Annotated in this window: 15 protein-coding genes; 4 read left to right on the top strand and 11 right to left on the bottom strand. The window is 70.1% G+C overall.

Annotated elements, in window-relative coordinates; genetic code table 11:
* Positions 1-148 precede the first annotated feature (148 nt).
* The 7 genes from ACWDEX_RS28050 to ACWDEX_RS28020 form a co-directional block, all read right to left on the bottom strand.
* Entirely contained in the window at positions 149-790 is a 642-nt protein-coding gene (locus ACWDEX_RS28050) for a TetR/AcrR family transcriptional regulator (protein ID WP_450466991.1), read from the bottom strand.
* Positions 791-1,012: 222 nt separating this feature from the next.
* Positions 1,013-1,858: a fumarylacetoacetate hydrolase family protein gene (locus tag ACWDEX_RS28045; RefSeq protein ID WP_450466990.1), complete on the bottom strand. Its 846-nt coding sequence runs from the start codon at positions 1,856-1,858 to the stop codon at positions 1,013-1,015.
* A 9-nt stretch (positions 1,859-1,867) separates the two neighbouring features.
* Positions 1,868-2,809, bottom strand: a complete 942-nt coding sequence (locus tag ACWDEX_RS28040) for a 3,4-dihydroxyphenylacetate 2,3-dioxygenase (RefSeq protein ID WP_450466989.1) — start codon at positions 2,807-2,809, stop codon at positions 1,868-1,870.
* On the bottom strand, positions 2,802-4,265 hold the full coding sequence (locus ACWDEX_RS28035; protein WP_450466988.1) for an aldehyde dehydrogenase: 1,464 nt from the start codon (positions 4,263-4,265) through the stop codon (positions 2,802-2,804). The genes ACWDEX_RS28040 and ACWDEX_RS28035 overlap by 8 nt, the downstream gene beginning before the upstream one ends.
* Before the next feature lie 31 nt (positions 4,266-4,296).
* The gene (locus ACWDEX_RS28030) at positions 4,297-5,103 is read right to left on the bottom strand and encodes an acetoacetate decarboxylase family protein (protein ID WP_450466987.1); all 807 of its coding nucleotides are present in this window, start codon (positions 5,101-5,103) and stop codon (positions 4,297-4,299) included.
* Positions 5,100-6,323: an NAD(P)/FAD-dependent oxidoreductase gene (locus tag ACWDEX_RS28025; protein ID WP_450466986.1), complete on the bottom strand. Its 1,224-nt coding sequence runs from the start codon at positions 6,321-6,323 to the stop codon at positions 5,100-5,102. Before ACWDEX_RS28025 ends, ACWDEX_RS28030 begins: the two co-directional genes overlap by 4 nt.
* Before the next feature lies 1 nt (position 6,324).
* Entirely contained in the window at positions 6,325-6,513 is a 189-nt protein-coding gene (locus ACWDEX_RS28020; RefSeq protein WP_450466985.1) for a ferredoxin, read from the bottom strand.
* 360 nt (positions 6,514-6,873) lie between these two features.
* Here ACWDEX_RS28020 and ACWDEX_RS28015 point away from each other — a divergent pair, with 360 nt between their 5' ends.
* Together ACWDEX_RS28015 and ACWDEX_RS28010 are read left to right on the top strand one after the other, a co-directional pair.
* A complete protein-coding gene (locus ACWDEX_RS28015; protein WP_450466983.1) occupies positions 6,874-8,238 on the top strand; it encodes a glutamine synthetase family protein in 1,365 nt (454 codons plus the stop codon).
* 89 nt (positions 8,239-8,327) lie between these two features.
* On the top strand, positions 8,328-9,635 hold the full coding sequence (locus tag ACWDEX_RS28010) for a cytochrome P450 (RefSeq protein ID WP_450466982.1): 1,308 nt from the start codon (positions 8,328-8,330) through the stop codon (positions 9,633-9,635).
* 100 nt (positions 9,636-9,735) lie between these two features.
* Here ACWDEX_RS28010 and ACWDEX_RS28005 read toward each other — a convergent pair whose 3' ends face one another.
* From ACWDEX_RS28005 to ACWDEX_RS27990, 4 genes are all read right to left on the bottom strand, one after another.
* Complete coding sequence (locus ACWDEX_RS28005) at positions 9,736-10,296, bottom strand: hypothetical protein (RefSeq protein WP_450466981.1); 561 nt, start codon at positions 10,294-10,296, stop codon at positions 9,736-9,738.
* A gap of 3 nt (positions 10,297-10,299) precedes the next feature.
* Complete coding sequence (ctaD, locus tag ACWDEX_RS28000) at positions 10,300-11,979, bottom strand: aa3-type cytochrome oxidase subunit I (protein ID WP_450467054.1); 1,680 nt, start codon at positions 11,977-11,979, stop codon at positions 10,300-10,302.
* 265 nt (positions 11,980-12,244) lie between these two features.
* A complete protein-coding gene (locus ACWDEX_RS27995) occupies positions 12,245-12,889 on the bottom strand; it encodes a vitamin K epoxide reductase family protein (protein WP_450466980.1) in 645 nt (214 codons plus the stop codon).
* A gap of 536 nt (positions 12,890-13,425) precedes the next feature.
* Entirely contained in the window at positions 13,426-15,330 is a 1,905-nt protein-coding gene (locus tag ACWDEX_RS27990) for an ABC transporter ATP-binding protein (RefSeq protein WP_450467052.1), read from the bottom strand.
* 137 nt (positions 15,331-15,467) lie between these two features.
* Between ACWDEX_RS27990 and ACWDEX_RS27985 the strand changes: the two genes are divergently transcribed.
* Complete coding sequence (locus ACWDEX_RS27985; protein ID WP_450466979.1) at positions 15,468-16,229, top strand: crotonase/enoyl-CoA hydratase family protein; 762 nt, start codon at positions 15,468-15,470, stop codon at positions 16,227-16,229.
* A 112-nt stretch (positions 16,230-16,341) separates the two neighbouring features.
* Entirely contained in the window at positions 16,342-18,561 is a 2,220-nt protein-coding gene (locus tag ACWDEX_RS27980; RefSeq protein ID WP_450466977.1) for an NADP-dependent isocitrate dehydrogenase, read from the top strand.
* Positions 18,562-18,600 lie beyond the last annotated feature (39 nt).

Here is an 18,600-nt window from a genome sequence, read left to right as displayed (position 1 = left end):
TGAGCCGAGATTCCCGGCAGGCACAGCCGTGCCCACCCGTCTCGCCGGATGGCGCGGGCCCATGCGGAATCGCCGCGCATCGCACGCAGACCCGTGACACATGTGAAAGGCCCTGGACACCAGGGCCTTTCATGTCCCGCTCAGCGGGTCATTCACCGCCGCCGTCGGAGTCGCTGTCGCCGTCAGCGCCGCCGTCGGCGTGGAGGAGTCTGAGCAGGGAGCGCAGTTCCTCCAGCGCGGTGTCGATGACCTCGGGTTCGCCGAAGACGAGTTGGTGCAGTACAAGGCCGTCCAACGCGGCGAAGACCAGTCGCGCCAGCGCCCGGTCGGCTCCGGCGGGCAGCATCCGGGTCAACTCGCGCTGGGTGGCGTCGAAGTACTCGTCGTACAGGACACGAAGATGCGGCAGCAGCTCCGGCCTGCGTCGCGCTTCGAGGAGCAGCTCGTACTGGAACGCCTGGGTGCCCGGATCAGCCGTGACCATCTCGGCCAGTCCGGCCGAGAAGTCCGCGACCTTCCCGGTGCCGGGTTCGAGCGCACTGGTACTCAATGAGGTGCGGATCGTATGGGTGAGGGCCTCCTCGATCAGTGCGTCACGCGAGCCGAAGTGGTGCACGACGAGCCCATGGGTCACCCCGGCCTCCTCCGCGACGGCCCGATAGGTGAGCTTGCGCAGTCCGCCGCGGGCCACGACCCGCACGGCGGCGTTCAGCAGGGCTTCGCGCCCCTCCCCGTAGTGCAGACGCTTGCCCTGCCGCCGGCTCCCGGACACGCCCGCGGAATCGATCATGGTTGCGACCCTACCCCCGCCCGCATCACTCAGCACCACCCTCCCAGCCGGACGCACCTGCCTCGCAGGCACGCCGCACACACCACACCGGCCGGCCGGACACGGCACCGTGAGCCCGCGCCGCGACCGAACACGCCCTGCCTGTCCGCCGCCTTCCAACGAGGAACGCCCGCGCCGCACCGGGCGGCCCGTGCCGGGCCCGGTGCGGCGTGGGCGGGTGGTTCAGCGCTTGGGTGGCCGGATCCCGCGGAACTCCCAGTCCCCGCCGAGGGCGGTGGACAGGACCTCCTCGGATTCCGTGGGCTGCGCGCCCACGTCGGTGCGGACGGGGACCGGCCCGGTGACGATGTGGTTGGTGAGCCGGCCGAGGCCCTCGACCTCCACCTCGACCACGTCACCCGGTTGCACGGGACGGGAGTTGGCAGGGGTGCCGGACAGCAGGACGTCGCCGGGGTAGAGGGTGATGGTGCGGGCGATGTCGGCGACGAGGTAGTGCATGTCCCACTTCATCTCGTCGGTCGAACCGTCCTGCACCACCTCGCCGTTGACGTACGTCCGCAGCCGCTTGCCGTGGAAGTCCCAGCCGGTGACGAGGCCGGGGCCGAGCGGGCAGAGGGTGTCCGAGCCCTTGACGCGCAGCATGGACCCGGCGTCGGTGTCACGGAAGTCGTGCAGGCCGTAGTCGTTGGCGACGGTGTAGCCCGCGATGTACTCCCCCGCCGCGGCCGGGGAGATGTTCCGTGCGGTCCGCCCGATGACGATGGCGACCTCACCCTCGTAGTTGAGCCACTGGCAGCCCTCGGGGCGGACGATCGCGCCCTTGTGGGAGTTCAGTGCCGAGGTGGGCTTGTGGAAGTACGTAGGTGTGTCGGGAAGTTCGATCTGGAACTCCTCGACCCGGCTGCGGTGGTTGAGATGGACGGCGATCACCTTGGACGGGACGACCGGGGGCAGGTGCCTGGCGTCGTCGGCCTTGACGCGACGGCCGTCCGCGGCGACCAGTTCATCACCCTCGACGGTGACCTGGACGGTGGCGCCGTCCAGGAGGATGCGGCGGTACTCGGGCATGCGGGGCTCCTAGTTACGGCTGTGCGAGGTGTGCGGCGACGGGGGCGTCGAGAGACCGGTACCGGTACCGGTCCAGCCGCCGGCGGGGCGATCGAACCAGAGGTGGACCTGACCGGTGCCCACGGAGTTCTCGTACTCTCCGTACTGGCGGGCCCTGGCGACACACGACCGCTCACCGAGGGCGCCGGCCATCATCAGGTAGTGGAAGAACTTCGCCTCGGGCTTGTACTTCCAGAACTCGTCCATCGTGTCCAGGACCTGGTCGTGGCGACCCTCCTTGAACCAGGCGATGCGCTGCTCGTCCGCCTCGCGCGCCTCGGGTGTGAAGATGTGCACCGGGTCGCTGGCCTCGTGGTCGCGCAGCTCGCGCAGCGGCCAGAAGGTGTGCGAGAGGGCACCGGAGGCGATGAGCAGCACCCGGCGGCCGGGAGTGGCGGCGATGCCGTCCGCCAGGGCCCGGCCGAGGCGCAGATGGTCCTCCATGTCGCCGGTCTGGCAGACACCGATGGTCACCCATCTCTTGTCCGGCAGGCCCTCGCCGAGGAACTTCCAGAGGTTGATCGTGGCGTAGTAGACCGGCAGGTAAGCGTCGTCGATCGCGGTGATCCAGGTACCGTGCCGGTCGGCGAACGAGGCGATGTTGTGGGCGAGTTCGGGGTCACCGGGGTAGTCGTACGGCATGCGGCACATACCGCGCGGCAGTTCTTCGGAGGTGAACAGGCCCGCCCGCCGGTCCTGCGCGGTGACGACGAACTCGACGGTGGTCGCCCAGTGCGAGTCCAGGACGACGACGGTGTCGTAGTCGTCGCGCTCGAAGACGTCCCCGCGCAGCTGCTCCAGGCCGGTGACGAGGGTGATCTCCTTGCCCTCGTTCAGCTCCAGGCGGTCGGCCTCGGGCAGCACGATGGTGGGGACATGGGCGAGCAGGCCTGCCCCGACGATCTCACCCATGATCCTTCCATCCCTTCGGGGCGGTCACGGTGTTCTTCAGGTCGCAGTAGAAGTCGAAGCTCCAGGTGCCGCCTTCGCGGCCGACACCGGAATGGCGCGAGCCGCCGAAGGGGGCCTGAAGGTCGCGTACGAAGAAGCAGTTGACCCACACGGTGCCCGCGACGAGCCGTGCGGTGACGCGTTCGGCGCGCTCGCGGTCGCCGGTGGCGACGGTCGCGGCGAGACCGAAGCGGGTGTCGTTGGCGATGCGGACGGCTTCCTCCTCGTCGGTGAAGGTCTGCAGGGTCAGCACCGGGCCGAAGACCTCCTCCTGGACGATCTCGGAGTCCTGGGCGACATCAGTGAGGAGGGTAGGCGCGTAGTACAGGCCGTCCCCCCGGTGGCCGCCGATGACCGCGCGGGCCCCCGCCGCGACGGCCCGCTGGACGAACCCGTCGATCTTCTCCAGTTGCCGGGCGTGGATGTTGGGGCCGATGTCGGTGGTCTCGTCGCGCGGATCGCCCTGGCTGAGCAGTGCGGCCTTCTCGACGAAGCGTCGGGTGAACTCCTCGGCGACCGACTCCTCGACGAGGATGCGGGTGGCCGCGAGACAGACCTGGCCGGCGTTGTCGTACTGCTCCACCGCGAGGTCGACGGCAAGGTCCAGGTCGGCGTCCGCGAACACCAACAGCGGGGACTTGCCGCCGAGTTCGAGGCTGAGCGGGGTGAGGTTCGCGGCGGCGGACTCCGCGATCCGCCTGGCCGTGGGCACCGAGCCGGTAAAGCTGACCCGTCGCACGTCCGGGTGGGAGACGAGAGCGCTGCCCGCCTCGGCGCCGTAGCCCTGGACGACGTTGAGGACACCGGCCGGAAGACCGGCCTCCGCGGCGATGTCGGCGAGCAGCGAGGCGGTCAGCGGCGACCACTCGGCGGGCTTGAGGATCACCGTGTTCCCGGCGGCCAGCGCCGGGGCCACCTTCCAGGTGGCCAGCATCAGCGGCGCGTTCCACGGGGTGATCAGCACACAGGGCCCCGCCGGGTCCCAGCTGACGTGGTTGGTGTGGCCGCGCGTCTCGAAGTCGTCGTGGTCGAGGCGCAGCAGCCAGTCGGCGAAGAAGCGGAAGTTGTGGGCGACTCGCGGCATCACGCCCCGGCGGTGGGAGCGCAGCAGGGCCCCGTTGTCGGTGGTCTCGACGATCGCGAGCTCTTCGATGCGCTTCTCGACACCGTCGGCGATGGCGTGCAGGACGCGGGCACGTTCGGTGACGGGCGTGGCGGCCCAGCCGGGGAAGGCGGCCTTCGCGGCGGCCACGGCGGCCTCGGCCTCCACGGAGGTGCCCCGGGAGATCTCACCGAGGACGCCTGAGTCGATCGGTGAGACATCGGTGAACGTCTCCGGGGAGGCGACGCGCTCTCCGCCGATCCAGTGCCGCGTGTCGACGGCGACGCCGGCGACGGTGATGGTGTGGTCGGTCATGTCCGGTCTCCAAGTCCTTTCGGTGCGGGCGTCACTCGGCGCCGGACGTGCCGGACTCCAGCAGCCGCCCGCCGTCCCACACGACACCGACCTGGCTGTAGTAGGCGGCGATCGGCTCGTGGATCTCCAGGCGGGCCAGCTCCTCGGTGGGTGCCTCGAACAGCTCCAGCTCCGCCTCGCCACGCCAGGCCTGCCCGGCCTCGAAGGCGGCGGCACCGGCCTCGACCAGCTCGTCGAGGGCGAGTCCCTTGCCCTTCTCGATCGACGGCAGCCAGCGGTGGTGCGCCATGGGGTGGCCGTTGACGAAACCGTTCGTCTCGGACGGCTCCCGCAGGGTGACCACGGCCTGGGCCAGGCGCCGGTCCGCGGCGGCGAGGGTGGCGCCGAAGCGGGCGCCCGCCTCGATGCGCGGCGCGGGACCGTACGGGTGTGGACGCGTCTGGTGGATCGATCCGAGCTTCTTCGGGTAGCCCTGGTGCAGCCCGCGGGCGATCGCGAAGTCCTTGTCGACCCAGATGTAGACGCAACGCGAGTACGTCTGTCCCCGGTAGGAGCAGCGGACGACGGCGAAGGCCTCCTTGTACTGGGCGCGCACCGGGTCGAGCAGTTCCTCCCCGGATGCCGAACAGGACTGCCAGTCGGCCCAGATCAGCGCGACGGCGCCGGGGTCCTCGTCGGCCAGTTCCAGTGGCGCGGGCAGCAGTTCGCGCACTCGGGCGGGGTCGGTGCGGTACTCGACGGTCAGCAGGTCGCCGGAGTAGCGCCAGGGTGGCGAGGGGATCAGCGAGGAGGAGCCGGTCGCCGTCTTGGGCGGGAAGTAACCGCGGACGCTGGTCATGTCGGGATTCCTTGGGCGGTGAGGGCGGGTTGCTTGAGGAGTTCGGCGCGGTAGCGGGCGGCGGCGCCCGCCGCGGCCTGTCCGCCGAGGGCGACGACACCGACCAGGCGACCGTCGCGGTGGTATCCGACGAGGAGGTCCTCCTGCGGGTCGCCGTCAAGGACCCGTACGTCGTCCTTGCCGAGCCCGGGCGCCCCGAAGGACTGCAACCGGAACTCGTGCTGGTCGCTCCAGAAGGTGGGCAGCGGCGCGAAGGGCGCCAAGCCGACGTCGGCATCGGTGAGATGAGCGACGAGGGCCTTCGCGGCGTGCCGGGCGGTGTCGGTGGGGATCGACCAGTGCTCGACCCTGCGCGCCACGCCGTCATAGCGGGCGTTGGGGAAGCGGGCGATGTCACCGACCGCCACCACGTAGGGAAGGCCGCCGACCCGCAGGTGCTCGTCGGTGAGCACCCCGTCGGACAGGTCGAGGCCGTTGCCGTCGAGCCACTCGGTGTTGGCGACCGAGCCCACGGACTCCACGACCACGTCGGCAGCGAGGACCGTGCCGTCGTCGAGCCGGACCCCGGTGACGCGGTCCTCGCCCTCGAAACCGGCGACACCCGTGCCGAGCGCGAAGCGCACCCCGCGTTCCTGGTGGCGCCGCAACAGTGCGGCGGCGAGCAGATCACCGAGCGGCCCCGCCATGGGCAGGGGCAGAGGGTCGACGACGGTGACCTCGGCGGCACCGAGTGCGACCGCGGTGGCGGCGACCTCGCAGCCGATGAATCCGGCACCCACCACGACCACGCGCACGCCCGGTCGGGTCAGCTCGTCCCGCAGGACCTGCGCGTCGGCGATCGTACGGACCGTGTGCCGGCCTGCGAGCGGGCCCGGGCAGCGCAGCCGGCGCGGTCGCATGCCGGTGGCGACGACCAGGCCGTCGAACGGCAGCTCGGCGCCGTCCTCCAGCACGACGACGCGGTCCGCCAGGCGGGCGGAGGTGACGGCCGCGCCCAGGCGCCACTCGACATCGGCCGCGGACGCCTTGGGCGTGAAGGTCAGTGACGCGAAGGACGCCTTGCCGGCCAGGACCTCCTTCGACAAAGGGGGCCTGTTGTAGGGCATGTGCGGCTCGGCCCCGACCACGGTGACGGCGCCGGTCCAGCCCGCCGCGCGCACCTGCTCGGCGGCCCGCAGGCCTCCCATGGAGGCACCGGCGACGACGATGCGGGCGCCCATGTCAGTCCTCGATCCGGATGGCCTGGAGCGGACACACGTCGGCGGCTTCCTCGACCTCGTCGCGCAGGGCGTCGTCCGGGTCGGGGACGTAGGCCAGGTGATCGTCGTCGTCCATGCGGAAGACATCGGGAGCCGCGAAGACGCACTGGCCGTGGTCCTGGCACTTGTTCATGTCGACGACGACCTTCATGGCCGGTCCTCCTGAGGGGTAAGGGCGTCGGAGCGAGGCGATGGGGATGAGAGGGGCCCGACCGGTGTCGGACCGGGCCCCTCGGCCAAAGGGGTGCGGGAGACGCACCCCCAACTCGTTTGGCGTCAAACAACATAGGAACGCATCGGGCGCTGGTCAAGAGCTGTCCGGATGGATAAATTTTTTCGACCACCCTCTTGCGGCCCCGCAAATCCGCTTCTTATCGTTCGGGCTCAAATGAATGGCTCGGGAAGCGCCCCCCTCCCTCACCCGGGCTCTCGTCCTTCCGCCCTCGGACCCCCGGGGCCAGACAGGCCCACGGCCCGGGGGCGCCCCACCACCCCGCCCAAGGAGACATCGGTGAGCGCCCAGGACACCCCAGACATCCACCGGCACATGGAGCGGCTCTCCGCCGAGGGCATCGACGTGGTCAGGGTGGTCTACCCCGACCTCATCGGCACCGACCGTGCCCGCGATGTGCTGCTGGACCATCTGCCCTCGGCCTGCGCGCACGGTCTCGCCTTCTGCAAGGCCGTGTACCACACCAGCCCGCAGGGCGACGTGGTCCCCGTCGCCGGAGGACTCGACGCCGGACTGCCGGACGTCAACGTACGGCCGGACCTGGACACGCTCGTGCCACTGCCGTGGGAGCCGGGCGTCGCCAGTTGTCTCGGCGAGGTCACCGACTCGGCGACCGGCCGGGCGGCCGCCGAATCGCCCCGCGACCTGCTGCGTTCCGTGCTGGCCCGCTGCGCCGAGCACGGGCTGCGCCCTGTCGTCGGCCCCGAGTTGGAGTACTTCCTGCTGGAGCCCGCCCCCGGCACGCCCACCGGCTGGCGCCGCTCCCCGGAGGCCACCGGAGCCGTCTACACCGCCGGGCTGCGCGCCGACCCCGACAACCATCTGCTGCGCACCCTGCGGCAGTTGCGCGACCTCGGCCTCGGCGTCGTCGCCGGGAACCACGAGTTCGACGGCGGCCAGTACGAGATCAACCTGACCCACTCCGACGCTCTGGACGCCGCCGACCGCGCCTTCCGCTTCAAGGCCGCCGTCAAGGAACTGGCCCGCCGGGAGGGCAACCTGGCCACCTTCATGGCCAAGCCCTTCGGGGACGCGGGCGGCTCCGGCTTCCACCTCCACCTGTCCTGCGAGACCACCGACACGACGGGCACCCGCAACGCCTTCGACGATCCCGCCGGGGCGTACGGCCTGTCCGCCACCGCGCGTCACGCCGTGGCGGGCGTCATCGCCCATGCCCCCGCGCTCGCGGCGCTGGCCAATCCGACCGTCAACTCCTACAAGCGCTTCGGGCCCGACACCCTCGCCCCCTGGTTGATCGACTGGGGGCTGGACAACCGCAGCGCCATGGTCCGCATCCCACCGGAGCGCGGCTCGGGCGCCCGCATCGAACTCCGCCTCGGCGACGCCGGCGCCAACCCCTACCTGCTGATCGCCGGCACCATCGCAGCCGCGCTGCTCGGCGTCCAGGCGGGCCAGGAGCCCCCGGCCCCGCTGGAGGGCTACGGCTACGACACCGCTCGCTCGGCCCTGCTGCCCATGAACCTGCCCGCCGCGCTCGACGCCCTGGAGGCGGACACCGCGCTGACCGAGGTCCTCGGCAAGGACTTCACCGCCTCCTTCCTCGCCTACAAGCGCAACGAGGTCGAACGCTTCGGGAGGCACGTCACCGACTGGGAGTTCACCGAGTACGCCCATCACCTGTGACGGTCCCCGAGCCTTCGCCCCTCACCACCCGGCTCCCTCACCCCTCGGGCCCTCGCCCTTCACCCCCTTCGCCCAGGAGACCCACCGCCATGACCAGCCCCAGCGTCCCCACCACCGGCGCCGAACTGCGCGCCGCCCTCGACGAGCCGCTCCCGCTCGACCAGGTCGACCTCGCCGACCTCGACAACTTCACCGACGGCATCAAGCCCTGGCGCATGTTCCACACCCTGCGCCACGAGGATCCGGTGCACTGGCAGCCCGAAGAGGCTCCCAACTCCGGCTTCTGGGCCGTCACCCAGCACGCCGACATCGCCCGCGTCGACCGCGACGCGGAGACGTTCACCTCCACGAAGTTCGTCAACCTCGAAGAGGTCGACGACGACCAGATCAAGAAGCGCGCCTCCATCCTGGAGATGGACGGTGTCCGCCACCGTGCACTGCGCAGTGTGATCCAGCGGCAGTTCGGCGCGAACGTCATCAGCAGCTACAGCGACTTCCTGCGCGGCCTGACCGCACAGACCCTCGACGCGGCCCTGGCCAAGGGCACCTTCGACTTCGTCAAGGAGGTGTCCGCCGACTTCCCCATCAACGTCCTCGCCCGCCTCCTCGACGTGCCGCCGGAGGACAACCAGCAGCTCATCGACTGGGGCAACCGGATCATCGGCAACACCGACCCGGACTACGCGGACGTACTGCTGAACACCGCGGAGAGCGAGAAGTACCGCGACCTGCCCTTCCGCTCCCCCGCCTCGATCGAGGTCTTCGAGTACGGTCGCGAACTCGCCCGGCAGCGGCGCGGCGGCAACGGCACCGACCTCGTCTCCCGACTGGTCAACGAGACACCCCGCGACGGTGTCCCGCTCTCGGCGCAGGACTTCGACAACTACTTCCTGCTGCTGGTGGTCGCCGGCAACGAGACCACCCGCCACACCATCTCCCACTCCATGCTGGCACTCCTCCAGCATCCGGAGCAGCTGGCCCGCCTCAAGGACGACCCCTCACTCATCCCGGGCGCGGTGGAGGAGTTCCTGCGCTGGGCCTCGCCGCTCTACCACTTCCGGCGCACCGCGACCCGCGACGTCGAACTCGGCGGCAAGCGTGTCAAGGAAGGCGACAAGGTCGTGATGTGGTTCGCCTCCGGCAACCGCGACGAGAAGGTCTTCGGCAACCCGTACGACTTCGACGTCACCCGGCAGGACAACGACCATGTCACCTTCGGCAAGGGCAGCCCGCACCTGTGCCTGGGCAACCTGCTGGCCCGCACCGAGATCCGCATCATGTTCGAGGAGCTGATCCCGCGCATCGCGGACATCCGCCTCGCCGGCGACATCCCCCGCGTCCGCTCCAACTTCGTCAACGGCATCAAGAAGCTGCCGGTCGAGGTCACCCTGTCCTGACCGGTGCCCCTGCCGGACACTGACGTCCAGACAGCCGAGGGCCCCGGCTCCCCCGTTTCTACGGGGGAGCCGGGGCCCGGCGATCGTTATGGTCAGGGCACTAGCGTGAGATTCGCGCGTGGCCCGCCGCGGCGCGACGGGACCCGTGCGCGCAGGCGATCGCGGCGGTGAGGAACAGACCCACCACCACGGCCGGAGCGGCGACGGCCAGCACCCAGTGCGGACCGTCGTCAGGACCGGTGCCCAGCGCCACGGCCGCGGTGAGCGCGGCCATGGCCAGCCCGCCGGCGACCAGAGCGGCGAAGACGTGACGTGAGCGGTCGGTACCACCCCGGGGTGAAGCGTCACGCAACTCCGCCCAGTGGCGGGCGGCCTCCTGCACCTCGCGCCGGTGCTGCATCGCCGCGCGGGCCCTGAGGCCGACCGTGACGGCGGCGCCCGCCACGGCGACGCCGCAGGGGATCCACCATGCCCGGGCCACCAGCAGCAGTGCGGCGACGAGCCCGATCGTGGTCCAGCCGCTCAGACAGGCCGCCGCGGCAGTGCGGCGGGAGACGGGGCGGTCGGCACCGGCGCGCAGGTCGGCCAGGGCCGGCAGGTACCAGACGCAGCCGGCGGCCGTCACCATCGCGGCCCCCAGGGCCAGCACGGTCCGGGACATGGTTCAGCCCACCTTCTCCGCGGCGGCGACGACCTCGGGGTGGTGCAGGTCGAACGCCGGGGACTCGGACCGGATCTGCGGCAGCTTCACGAAGTTGTGCCGCGGCGGCGGGCAGGAGGTGGCCCACTCCAGCGAACGGCCGTAGCCCCACGGGTCGTCGACACCGACCGGCTTGCCGTACTTGGCCGTCTTCCAGACGTTGTACATGAAGGGCAGCAGCGACAGGCCGAGCAGGAACGACCCGATGGTGGAGAGCATGTTGAGGCCGGTGAAGCCGTCGGCGGCCAGGTAGTCGGCGTACCGGCGGGGCATGCCCTCGACGCCCAGCCAGTGCTGCACCAGGAAGGTGAGGTGGAAGCCGGCCGTGAGCGTCCAGAACGTGATCTTGCCGAGCCGCTCGTCGAGCATCTTGCCGGTGAACTTGGGCCACCAGAAGTGGAATCCCGCGAACATCGCGTACACGACCGTACCGAAGAGCGTGTAGTGGAAGTGCGCGACGACGAAGTACGTGTCGGAGACGTGGAAGTCCAGCGGCGGCGAGGCCAGGATGACACCGGTCAGACCACCGAACGTGAAGGTGACCAGGAAGCCGGTCGCCCAGAGCATCGGTGTCTCGAAGGACAGCGAACCGCCCCACATCGTGCCGATCCAGTTGAAGAACTTCACACCGGTCGGCACCGCGATCAGGAAGGTCATGAAGGAGAAGAACGGCAGCAGCACACCGCCCGTGACGTACATGTGGTGCGCCCAGACCGTCACCGACAGACCGGCGATGGAGATGGTCGCGGCGACCAGGCCCATGTAGCCGAACATCGGCTTACGGCTGAAGACCGGGACGACCTCCGAGACGATGCCGAAGAACGGCAGCGCCAGGATGTAGACCTCCGGGTGGCCGAAGAACCAGAAGAGGTGCTGCCACAGCAGCGCTCCGCCGTTGGCCGGGTCGAAGATGTGGCTGCCGAACCTGCGGTCCATCTCGAGTGCGAACAGCGCCGCGGCCAGCACCGGGAACGTCAGGAGGACCAGCAGGGAGGTCAGCAGCACGTTCCACACGAAGATGGGCATGCGGAACATGGTCATGCCCGGAGCGCGCATGCCGATGATCGTGGTGATGAAGTTGACCGCACCGAAGATCGAGCCGAAGCCGGAGAACGCCACACCCATGATCCACAGGTCGGCGCCGAGCCCGGGCGAGTGGACGGAGTCCGACAGCGGGGCGTAGAGGAACCAGCCGAAGTCGGCGGCACCGTCCGGGGTGAGGAACCCGAGGGCCGCGATCGTCGAACCGAACATGAAGAGCCAGTAGGCCAGCATGTTCAGCCGCGGGAAGGCGACGTCGGGGGCGCCGATCTGCAGCGGCATGAGCCAGTTCGCGAAGCCGGTGAACAGCGGCATCGCGAACATCAGCAGCATGATCGAACCGTGCATCGTGAATGCCTGGTTGAACTGCTCGGTCGACATCAACTGCATACCGGGCCGGGCGAGTTCGGCACGCATCAACAGGGCCAGCACGCCGCCGACGATGAAGAACACGAACGCGCTGACCAGGTACATCGTGCCGATCTTCTTGTGGTCCGTGGTCGTCAACCACTCCACCCACGACGGCCGCCGCGAAACATGCTCCATGTGTCCGGACGTCTCGTCCGCCACGGAGACCTCGGTCCGCGTCGCCGCGGTCCCCATTCGTTCTATCTGTGCCTCGTCCACCGGACGGCATCCTCCCTGGGCGTGTTCGTCGACGGGCCGGGAAGCTGCATGGGTGCGGGATGACCACGGCCCTTCCCGGCCGCGCATCATGATCGGCGTTGAGGTACCTGGTCCCGATAGGGCCGAAGGGCCCCTGCGAGGTCCCCCCTGCAGGGCCCAACGTCCCTTCCTCACACCCAGAACAGGGCGGACCGGACATACGCGGCCATCGATGCCCGGGTTCGGCGGAGGTACGGCGAGGTCAGAGCAGCGTCTGCCAGTAGGACCAGAAGCGCGTGCCGATCAGCATCACGATGGTCAGGCACCAGGTGACGGGAACCACCCAGTGGAACTCCAGCACCCCGGCGACCAGCGCACGCGGGGCCCGGATGATGCCGTGCCGGAGGTTGTGCACGGTCGTGTACCAGAAGAGGAAGATGGTGGCCACCCAGGCCAGGCAGCACCACAGGCACAGCGCGTTGATCTCGTACAGCGCCTGGGTCATCAGCCACATGCAGAAGGCAACGCCGAGCAGTCCGCCCGCGTTGAGCCCCAGCCAGAACCAGCGCCGGTAGCGGGCCCCGGCCAGCAGCCCCACCCCGGCCGCGACCACGACCGGGTAGGCGAGCAGCCCGAGCAGCGGGTTGGGGAAGCCGAAAACGACCGCCTGGTCGCTGCTCATCACGTTCGAGCACGACACCACCGGGCTGAGATTGCACGCCGGACTGAAGTCCGGGTTCTGCAGCAGTTCGAACTTGTCGATGGTGATCACGAACGAGGCGAGAATCCCGAGTGCCCCGGTGACGATCAGCAGCCAGGCGAAGGCACGGGAGGCGCCGCTCACGCCCTCCGGCGTGGTCTCCCCTCGTCCTCCGCTCTCCTGGGTCCTGGTGGTGAGGTCGTGCACGTTGACGTCCTCTCCTGCCCGAGGGCAGGAGATTCCGGTCCGCACCACTACGCGGTGCCACCTCGGGTTCCTGCTTCGCCGGCCCTTGCCGATCTCCGGGGAGATCGGTCTTACGGGGGCCTCCACAGGCGTCACTTTCCGCCCGTCCGGCGGTAGATCCGACAACTCCGTCATCGGATGACGCAATCGTAGCCATGCCGCTGCGACCCTCCGGGCCGCAAGGGACGGGATGCCCTTCACTTCCACCCTGAAGGGTGGAGCACTGGGCAAGCGTTCGGTAGCAGTACTGGTCATCGCGGTTGTTCCGCCTCGCTCGCGCTCGGTGCGGGCTTCCGGCCCGCGAGGGTCGATGGGTGGGTGTGCCCGTGCGGCCCGGCGGCCACCGTCCGGCTCCTGCGGGCACCCCAGGTACGGCGCCGTCTCGTCCGCCCGCGCACTGGTCCCGCCGTACCGCACGTGAGCGGTACGGCGGGACCGCGGGACCAGTGAAGTCAGTGCGTCGGGCGGGCAACAGGGGCCGAACGGCCCTCGCGCCCCTAAACCACGGCCTCCGGTTCGGCCTCGGGTTCGGCCCCCTCGGGCGCGATCGCCTTCTCGAACTGCGTGCGGTACAACTGCGCGTACCGACCGCCCTCCGTCAGGAGTTCCAGGTGCGTGCCCCGCTCCACGATCCGGCCGGACTCGACGACGAGGATCACGTCGGCAGCGCGTACGGTGGACAGCCGGTGGGCGATGACGACGGCGGTGCGCCCCTGAAGCGCCTCCGCGAGGGCCTCCTGGACCGCCGCCTCCGAGGTGTTGTCCAGATGGGCGGTGGCCTCGTCGAGGATGACAACGCGCTGACGGGCCAGCAGCAGTCGGGCGATGGTCATGCGCTGGCGTTCACCGCCGGACAGGCGGTAGCCGCGCTCGCCGACGACGGTGTCGAGACCGTCGGGCAGGGACCGCACGAGGTCGTCGAGACGGGACCGGCGCAGCGCGTCCCACAGGTCGTCCTCGGTCGCGCTCGGGCGGGCCAGCAGCAGATTGGCCCGCACGGAGTCGTGGAACAGGTGGCCGTCCTGCGTGACCATGCCGAGGGTCTCGCGCAGCGACTCGGCGCTCAGGTCGCGGACGTCGATGCCGCCGACGCGGACGGCGCCCTCGTCGACGTCGTACAGCCGCGGCAGCAGTGCGGCGACGGTGGACTTGCCCGCGCCGGAGGAGCCCACGAGCGCGACCGTCTGTCCGGGCTCGGCACGGAAGGAGATGCCGTGCAGGACCTGGGCGCCGCCGCGCGTGTCCAGGGTCGCCACCTCCTCCAGTGAGGCGAGGGAGACCTTGTCGGCGGACGGGTAGCCGAAGCGGACGTTGTCGAACTCCACCGCCACCGGACCGTCGGGGACCCGTCGCGGATTCGCCTTCTCCTCGACCAGCGGCTTGAGGTCCAATACTTCGAAGACGCGTTCGAAGCTGACGAGGGCACTCATGACCTCGACCCGTGCGCCCGCGAGAGAGGTGAGCGGTGCGTAGAGCCGGGTGAGCAACAAGGCCAGTGAGACGACGGCGCCCGGTTCCAGGGTGCCGCTGAGGGCGAACCAGCCGCCGAGGCCGTAGACCAGGGCGAGCGCGAGGGCGGAGACCAACGTGAGCGCGGTGATGAACGCGGACTGGGCCATCGCCGTCCGTACCCCGATGTCCCGCACCCGCCGGGCCCGCGCGGCGAACTCGGCGGACTCGTCCTCCGGCCGTCCGAAGAGCTTCACGAGCGTGGCGCCGGGCGCGGAGAAACGCTCGGTCATCCGGTTGCCCATGGCGGCGTTGAGGTCGGCTGCCTCCCGCTGCAGCCGCGCCATCCGCCCGCCCATCCGCCGCGCCGGGATGACGAAGACCGGCAGCAGCACCAGTGCGAGCAGGGTGATCTGCCAGGACAGGGTGAGCATCACGGCGAGCGTGAGCAGGAGCGTGACCACGTTGCCGACGACTCCCGACAAGGTGTTGCTGAAGGCCCGCTGGGCGCCGATGACGTCGTTGTTGAGACGACTGACCAGCGCGCCCGTACGCGTACGCGTGAAGAAGGCGACCGGCATGCGCTGCACGTGATCGAACACGGCCGTCCGCAGATCGAGGATGAGCCCCTCCCCGAGCGTGGCCGACAGTCGGCGGCCGAGGAGCCCGAGCGCCGCCTCGGCGAGCGCGATGAGGGCGATGAGTAGCGACAGCCGTACGACCGTGCCCCGCTCGCCGTGCGACACGATCGCGTCGACGACACGGCCGGCGAGTACGGGGGTCGCGACGGCGAGCAGTGCGGTCACCACGCTCAGCACGACGAACTGCGCGATACGGCGGCGGTGCGGGCGCGCGAACGCGCCGATGCGGCGCAGGGTGGCGCGGGCGAAGGGACGGCGTTCCTGCCGCGCGTTCATGACACTGTGCAGCTGATGCCAGGCGGTGGTTTCCATGCTCATGAGAGAAACGCTAGGACCCCAAGCATTGTTGAGGTCAAATGCACGGCGCACAAAGTCCGGGAACCATCACCCCTACCCAGGAGTAGCCTCGGCCGGGCCAGCCTTCCCCGCCGTGTGAAAGGGACAGCCCTATGCCGGTCCGGATCGAACGCCAGGGGCATGTCGCCACCGTCGTCCTCTCCCGCCCCGAGGCCCGTAACGCGGTGGACGGGCCGACCGCCACCGCGCTCGCCGACGCCTTCCGGGAGTTCGAAGCGGACGAGTCCGCGCGGGTGGCGGTGCTGTGGGGCGAGGGCGGGACGTTCTGTGCCGGCGCCGATCTGAAGGCGGTGGGGACCGAGCGCGGCAACCGGGTGGCCGACGGCGGTGACGGCCCGATGGGGCCGACCCGGCTGAGGCTGTCCAAGCCGGTGATCGCGGCGGTCGCCGGGCACGCGGTCGCCGGCGGGCTGGAGTTGGCGCTCTGGTGCGATCTGCGGGTCGCCGAGGAGGACGCGGTGTTCGGGGTCTTCTGCCGCCGCTGGGGCGTACCGCTCATCGACGGCGGGACGGTGCGGCTGCCGCGGCTGATCGGCACCAGCCGCGCGATGGACATGATCCTCACCGGCCGTCCGGTGCCCGCCGGTGAGGCGTACGCGATGGGGCTCGCCAACCGCGTCGTACCGACCGGCCGCGCCCGCGCCGAGGCCGAGGAGCTGGCTGCCGCCCTCGCCCGTTTTCCGCAGGCCTGCCTGCGCGGGGACCGCGCCTCGGTCCTCGATCAGGAGGGACTGGACGAGACCAGCGCCCTGCGCGGCGAGCTCCGTTACGGCATGGACGTCCTGGCCGAGGGCCTGGAGGGCGCCGCCCGCTTCACGGCGGGGGCCGGGCGGCACGGGTCGTTCGCGCACTGATGCCCCTCGGGACGGGCGGCTCACGGTCCGGGCGCGTACCCCTGTCGAGCCAGGGGCGATCACGAGATATCTTGATGTCGAGCAATGTTGCAGACGTGGAGCGGAGCACCCGGTGACTGACTCGACCATCATTTACACACACACTGACGAGGCCCCCGCACTGGCGACGTATTCCTTCCTGCCGGTGGTCCGGGCGTACGCCTCGCAGGCGGGTGTCGCTGTGGAGACCCGTGACATCTCGCTGGCCGGGCGCATCATCGCCGTGTTCCCGGAGTACCTCAAGGAGGGCCAGCGCATCCCGGACGCCCTCGCCGAGCTGGGCGAGCTGGCCAAGACGCCCGCGGCCAACATCATCAAGCTGCCGAACATCTCGGCGTCGATCCCGCAGCTCAAGGCCGCGATCGCCGAGCTGCAGGGCCAGGGCTACGCGCTGCCCGCCTACCCGGACGACCCGAAGACAGACGAGGAGCGCGAGATCCGCGCCCGCTACGACAAGATCAAGGGCTCCGCCGTGAACCCGGTCCTGCGTGAGGGCAACTCCGACCGTCGTGCCCCCGCCTCGGTCAAGAACTACGCCAAGACCCACCCGCACCGCATGGGCGCCTGGACCTCCGAGTCCAAGACCAACGTGGCGACCATGGGCGTGGACGACTTCTGCTCCACCGAGAAGTCCGTGGTGATCTCCGAGGCCGGTTCGCTGCGCATCGAGCTCAAGGGCGACGACGGCTCCACCACCGTGCTGCGCGAGTCGGTGCCGGTCCTCGAAGGCGAGGTCGTCGACGCCTCCGTGATGCGCGTCGCCGCCCTGCGCGAGTTCCTGACCGCCCAGGTCGCCCGTGCCAAGGAGGAGGGTGTCCTCTTCTCCGTGCACCTGAAGGCCACGATGATGAAGGTCTCCGACCCGATCATCTTCGGTCATGTGGTGCGCGCCTTCTTCCCGAAGACGTTCGCGAAGTACGGCGAGACGTTCGCCGCGGCCGGCCTGACCCCGAACGACGGTCTGGGCGGCATCTTCAAGGGCCTGGAGGGCCTGCCGGAGGGCGCCGAGATCAAGGCCTCCTTCGACGCCGAGCTGGCCGAGGGCCCGGAGCTGGCCATGGTCGACTCCGACAAGGGCATCACCAACCTGCACGTGCCCTCCGACGTCATCGTCGACGCCTCCATGCCGGCCATGATCCGCACCTCCGGTCACATGTGGGGCCCGGACGGCCAGGAGCACGACACCCTCGCGGTCCTGCCCGACAGCAGCTACTCCGGCGTGTACCAGGCCGTGGTCGACGACTGCCGCGCCCACGGCGCCTACGACCCGGCCACCATGGGCTCCGTCCCGAACGTCGGCCTCATGGCGCAGAAGGCCGAGGAGTACGGCAGCCACGACAAGACCTTCGAGATCCCGACCACGGGCACGGTCCGCCTGGTCGACCAGGCCGGCAACGCCGTCCTGGAGCAGACGGTCTCCGCGGGCGACATCTTCCGCGCCTGCCAGACCAAGGACGCCCCGATCAGGGACTGGGTGAAGCTCGCCGTCACCCGCGCCCGCGCCACCGGCGACCCCGCGGTGTTCTGGCTGGACTCCAACCGCGCCCACGACGCCAACCTGATCGCCAAGGTCGAGCAGTACCTGCCCGAGCACGACACCGAGGGCCTGGACATCCGCGTCCTGTCCCCCGTCGAGGCGACCAAGCTGTCCGTGGAGCGCATCCGCCGCGGCGAGAACACCATCTCCGTCACCGGCAACGTGCTCCGTGACTACCTCACGGACCTGTTCCCGATCCTGGAGTTGGGCACCAGCGCCAAGATGCTGTCGGTCGTCCCGCTGATGGCGGGCGGCGGCCTGTTCGAGACGGGTGCCGGCGGCTCCGCGCCCAAGCACGTCCAGCAGCTGGTCAAGGAGGACTACCTGCGCTGGGACTCGCTCGGTGAGTTCTTCGCGCTGGTGCCGTCCCTCGAGCAGTACGCGAAGACCACCGGCAACACCCGCGCCCAGGTCCTCGCCGACACCCTCGACCGCGCCACCGCGACGTTCCTCAACGAGGACAAGTCCCCGACCCGTCGCGTCGGCGGCATCGACAACCGCGGCAGCCACTTCTACCTGTCCCTGTACTGGGCGCAGGAGCTGGCCAAGCAGACCGATGACGCGGAGCTGGCCAAGGCGTTCGCGCCGCTCGCCGAGACGCTCGCCGCGAGCGAGCAGAAGATCGTCGACGAGCTGATCGCCGTCCAGGGCAAGCCGGCCGACATCGGCGGGTACTACCAGCCCGACCCGGCCAAGGCCGCCGCGGTCATGCGCCCGTCGGCGACCTGGAACTCGGCGCTGGCGTCGCTGGCGTAACCGACGCCCGCGAACAACCCGCATCCGTGCGCACAGCCG

This window comes from Streptomyces sp. NPDC001020, assembly GCF_053599115.1.
Note: the sequence above shows the minus strand (reverse complement) of the source record. Positions and strands in the feature narration are given on the sequence as shown.